The organism is Burkholderia sp. Ac-20379 (genome assembly GCF_017104645.1).
In the GTDB taxonomy this organism is placed as follows: Bacteria; Pseudomonadota; Gammaproteobacteria; order Burkholderiales; family Burkholderiaceae; genus Burkholderia.
The window spans coordinates 1-3838 of the sequence record NZ_JAAGPF010000505.1 but is presented as its reverse complement, the minus strand read 5'-3'; the positions used below and the strand labels follow the sequence as shown (position 1 = coordinate 3838).

The following is a 3838-nucleotide window of genomic DNA, read 5'->3' as shown; positions in this document are numbered from 1 at the left end:
TGTTTTTCAGTGGACACGGCGAACACGGAGGTGTGCACTGCCACCAACACGCCTTCCCTACACGCGCTGTTCCGATCTCGCGCGTCTGCTGCGCGGCGGCCGCATAGCCGCGGCCGGCCACGTCGGCATTGATCGCGGCGACGCGGCGCGTCAGGCGCGGGTGCGAGCGGTTGATTTCGGTGAGGAAGCCGAACACGCGCGGCACCATCTGCTCCTGCGCGACGAACGCCTCGCAGTTCATCTCGGCGTTCAGGCGGCGGCAGCCGCAGCCGAGCATCTGCAACGCGCTGCGCGAGGCGGCCGCGTCCTTCGACAGATAGGTGCCGATCCGGTCGCACGTGTATTCGCGCGAGCGCGAATAGGCCTTGCCGAGGAACGGCACGAAGTGGGCCGGCAGCTTGATGAAGTTGAGCCACGGGTTCAGGTGGCCGGCCGCGTGGTGGCCGATTTCATGGCCGATCACGAACCGCACCTGCGCGTCGTCGTTCGCCTCCACCAGCGCGGAGGTCAGGAACACGTAACGCCCGCCGCCGAACAGCCGCCGCGCGAACGCATTGAACACGCCGTTCGAGTTGTAGACGAAGGTTTCGGGCGGCACGGCCAGGCCGATCGCCTCGGAGGCCTCCACCACCATCGCGTGCAAGCGCGGGAACTGCTTCGGGCCGAGCAGCACCATGTTGCCGTAGGCGGTGGCGCGATAAGCGGCGCCGGCCAGCCAATGGAAAATGCCGAACATGATGCCGTATTGGACGATCAAGATCGCATATTCCCTGAGTTTCGGGTTACCCATCGCCGTGACGACGAACAGGTAAATCGCGAACCACAATAATGCGCCGCTAATCAGCATCAACCAGTGATACGGTTTTTCGCGCTTGTTGCGGAATTGATTGGCAAGCTTCGACATCGGTTCTCTCCAGGTTCCAGGCTGTTTTTCAACTCGGCGAACGACGCGGCGCATCGGGCCGGCACGCGCGGGAGCGCCCTGGCGGGCAAGCGGATTCTGGATTTCCCCCGGCGGCACGGCATGACGCAGTGAACGCGCCGCGCTTGTTTCATCGAAACTTCATCGCCCGGCAATGGAATCGTTTCCGGGCCGAGGCGATGCGTTCGATTTTCTGATAATCCGCCCGCGCCAAATCGCGGCGCATGGCGGAATGCGCGTTATTAAAACGTAATTACCGGGGGCGCACAAGCGCGAATATCGCGCCGATTATCCGGGCGGATTCGCGCCGCCAACAAAAAACCCGCGGGCCGGGAGGCTGCGCGGGTTTCGGGCGCTGCGCCGCCGGCGCAAGGCTCAGGCCGGCTGGCCGCCCTCGGCCGCGCCGGCTTCGCAATCGTCCCAGTAGCGGAACGGATCGCGATGCTGCGGGAAATGCTCGCCGAGCCAGCCGGACAGCCGTTGCCACTCGGGATGCCGCGTGCCGGTCATGGCAGACCAGATCGACGAGCGTTCGAGGATCTTGCCGGTGGCGCGGTCGCGAATCAGCAGGCTGCCCATGCCGCTCGAACTGTTCGACTGGGTTTCGAGCTGGTAGCGCGTGAGGATCCGCACCTCGGCGTCCTCGGACCAGCCGTACACCGCCCGCACGGCGTTCGACGCATCGCGCAGCTCGATCGGCCCGGTGGGCGGGCGCACCGCCTTCCAGCCCTCGGGGAATTCGGCCACCACCTCGTGACCGGCCTCGCGCACCCAGCGCACGCGCCAGGCGCGCACGATCGCCGCGTGCACCTGGGACACCGACGCATAGCCGGCCGGCAGCTCCACGGCGATCGGCAGCGTGATCAGGTTGTCCTTCCAGAGGCGGCTTTCGTCGTCGGACCGCTGAACCGGCGCGAGCGTATTGGTGGCCATCGGGCTCGGGCCGAACGGGTTGACCGGCTTGCTGGCCGAACTCTTGCTGGGGCCGCTGCTCAGGCCCGCGCCCGGCAACGCCGCGAAAAGGCGTTCGGCATCCTGGCGAGTCAGTTTGGGTTTCGCTTTCTTCATTCTTTCGTCAATTCAATCGTTCAACACCGGTACACAGACCGACATCATGCACCCAGCCCGGCCCGGCGGCCATCCGCACAAGCCTATGGGCCGGTTCGCTTCCACGAGCGGAACAGATCCAGCAGCACCCGCACCTGGCGGCTCGGCACCGCATCGCGCCGCCACACCGCGCCGACGTCCATGGTCGGCACCTCGACGCTGAGATCGCGCCGGCTGATGCGGCTGCCCTCGAGCGACCACGGGCGGTAAACCAGATCCGACAGGATCGTCACGCCCTCGCCGAGCGCCACCAGGCTGCGCACGGCCTCGATCGACTTGCTTTGCATGCGCACACGCGGCGCGACGCCGTACTTGCCCCAGTAACGGGCAACCGTCTGGACATGCTCGTCCATGTCGAGCAGCAGGAAATTCTCGTTGGCGACATCGTCGAGCGTGACGCGCTGCGCCTCGAGCAGCGGGTGATCGGGCGGCGTCCACAGGCGGCGGGGCGAGCGGATCATCGTCTCGCCCTTCAAATCGTCGTGAAGGGCCGTATTCGACACCAGTAGCAGCGCCGCGTCCAGTTCTCCGTCGAGTAATTGCCGTTCGATGGCCTCCCGGTCGCGCTCCACCACCTCCACCTGCAGGTTGCGGAAGCGGCGCGTGACCACCGACATGATCGACGGCAATAGATAGGCAGAGATGGTTTCCGTCATGCCGATCCGCACCAGCCCGGCGATCTGCGCGGGTTCCTCCTGCGCCGCAAGCACGGCCTCCGCGACCGACTGGCGGGCCTGATGCACGTGGCGCAGGAAGCGCATCCCGGCATCCGTCAGGCGCACGCCCTTGGCGTGACGCGACAGCAGCGGCACGCCCACCGCGTCTTCCAGATTCTGCAGCGCGATCGTCATCGACGACTGCGAAACATTGCACAGATTCGACGATTGCGAGATCTGCCCGGTATCGGCGACCGACAAAAAGTACTCGATCTGGCGCAGCGTGATCTGTCGCGGCATGGTGCGCCCCCGGCGGCGAGGTATTGAAAAATACTATATTGCCGGATCAAAAAGATGAATTCGGCGGCGATTGTGGTTTCGTAGGATCGCTGCATGGAACCCGACAACGCACCTCCCCCGCTGGAAAAAAAGGGCTATTGCACGCTCTGCCGGTCGCGCTGCGGCACGATCAACGTCGTGCGCGGCGATCAGTTGACCGAAGTGCGCCCCGACCGCGACCACCCCACCGGCCACGCGATGTGCCTGAAAGGCAAATCCGCGCCCGAACTGGTGCACAGCCCGCACCGCGTGCTGTACCCGATGCGCCGCACCGCGCCGAAAGACGCCGCCGATCCGGGCTGGGTGCGGATCGGCTGGGACGAGGCGCTCGACACGATCGCCGACAAGCTCGGCAACCTGCGCCGCGAGCACGGCGCCGAATCGGTGGCGTTCGGCGTGACCACGCCGAGCGGCACGCCGATGAGCGACAGCATCGATTGGGTCGAGCGCTTCATCTGGTCGTACGGCAGCCCGAACATCTGCTACGCGACGGAAATCTGCAACTGGCACAAGGACGTGGCGCACGCGTTCACGTTCGGTTGCGGCATCCCCACCGCCGATTACCGCCACGCCGAGGTGATCCTGCTGTGGGGCACCAACCCGGCCAACACCTGGCTCGCGCAGGCCGACGCGATCGCCGCGGGCCGCCGCAACGGCGCGAAGCTGATCGTGGCCGACCCGCGCCCGACCGCGCTCGCCCGCGAGGCGGACGTCTGGCTGCGCGTGCGGCCCGGCACCGACGCTGCGCTCGCGAGGGGCAGCGCGCGGCAGTTGATGGCCACCGCCCCCCGCCACCGACGGTTCGGCTGCACCT

General features: G+C 66.5%; 4 protein-coding genes. 1 reads left to right on the top strand and 3 read right to left on the bottom strand.

Features of this window, described 5'->3' with window-relative positions; translation table 11 throughout:
• From G3N92_RS32015 to G3N92_RS32005, 3 genes are all read right to left on the bottom strand, one after another.
• On the bottom strand, positions 1-904 hold a 904-nt coding region (locus G3N92_RS32015), incomplete at its 3' end, for a M48 family metallopeptidase (protein WP_206131542.1).
• A 393-nt stretch (positions 905-1297) separates the two neighbouring features.
• Positions 1298-1990, bottom strand: coding sequence for a hypothetical protein (locus tag G3N92_RS32010; protein WP_206131541.1), 693 nt, complete (start codon positions 1988-1990; stop codon positions 1298-1300).
• An 83-nt stretch (positions 1991-2073) separates the two neighbouring features.
• Complete coding sequence (locus G3N92_RS32005) at positions 2074-2985, bottom strand: LysR family transcriptional regulator (protein WP_206131540.1); 912 nt, start codon at positions 2983-2985, stop codon at positions 2074-2076.
• Positions 2986-3078: 93 nt separating this feature from the next.
• Between G3N92_RS32005 and G3N92_RS32000 the strand changes: the two genes are divergently transcribed.
• Positions 3079-3838 (top strand): molybdopterin-dependent oxidoreductase (locus G3N92_RS32000; protein WP_206131539.1); only part of this gene is annotated, 760 nt, incomplete at its 3' end.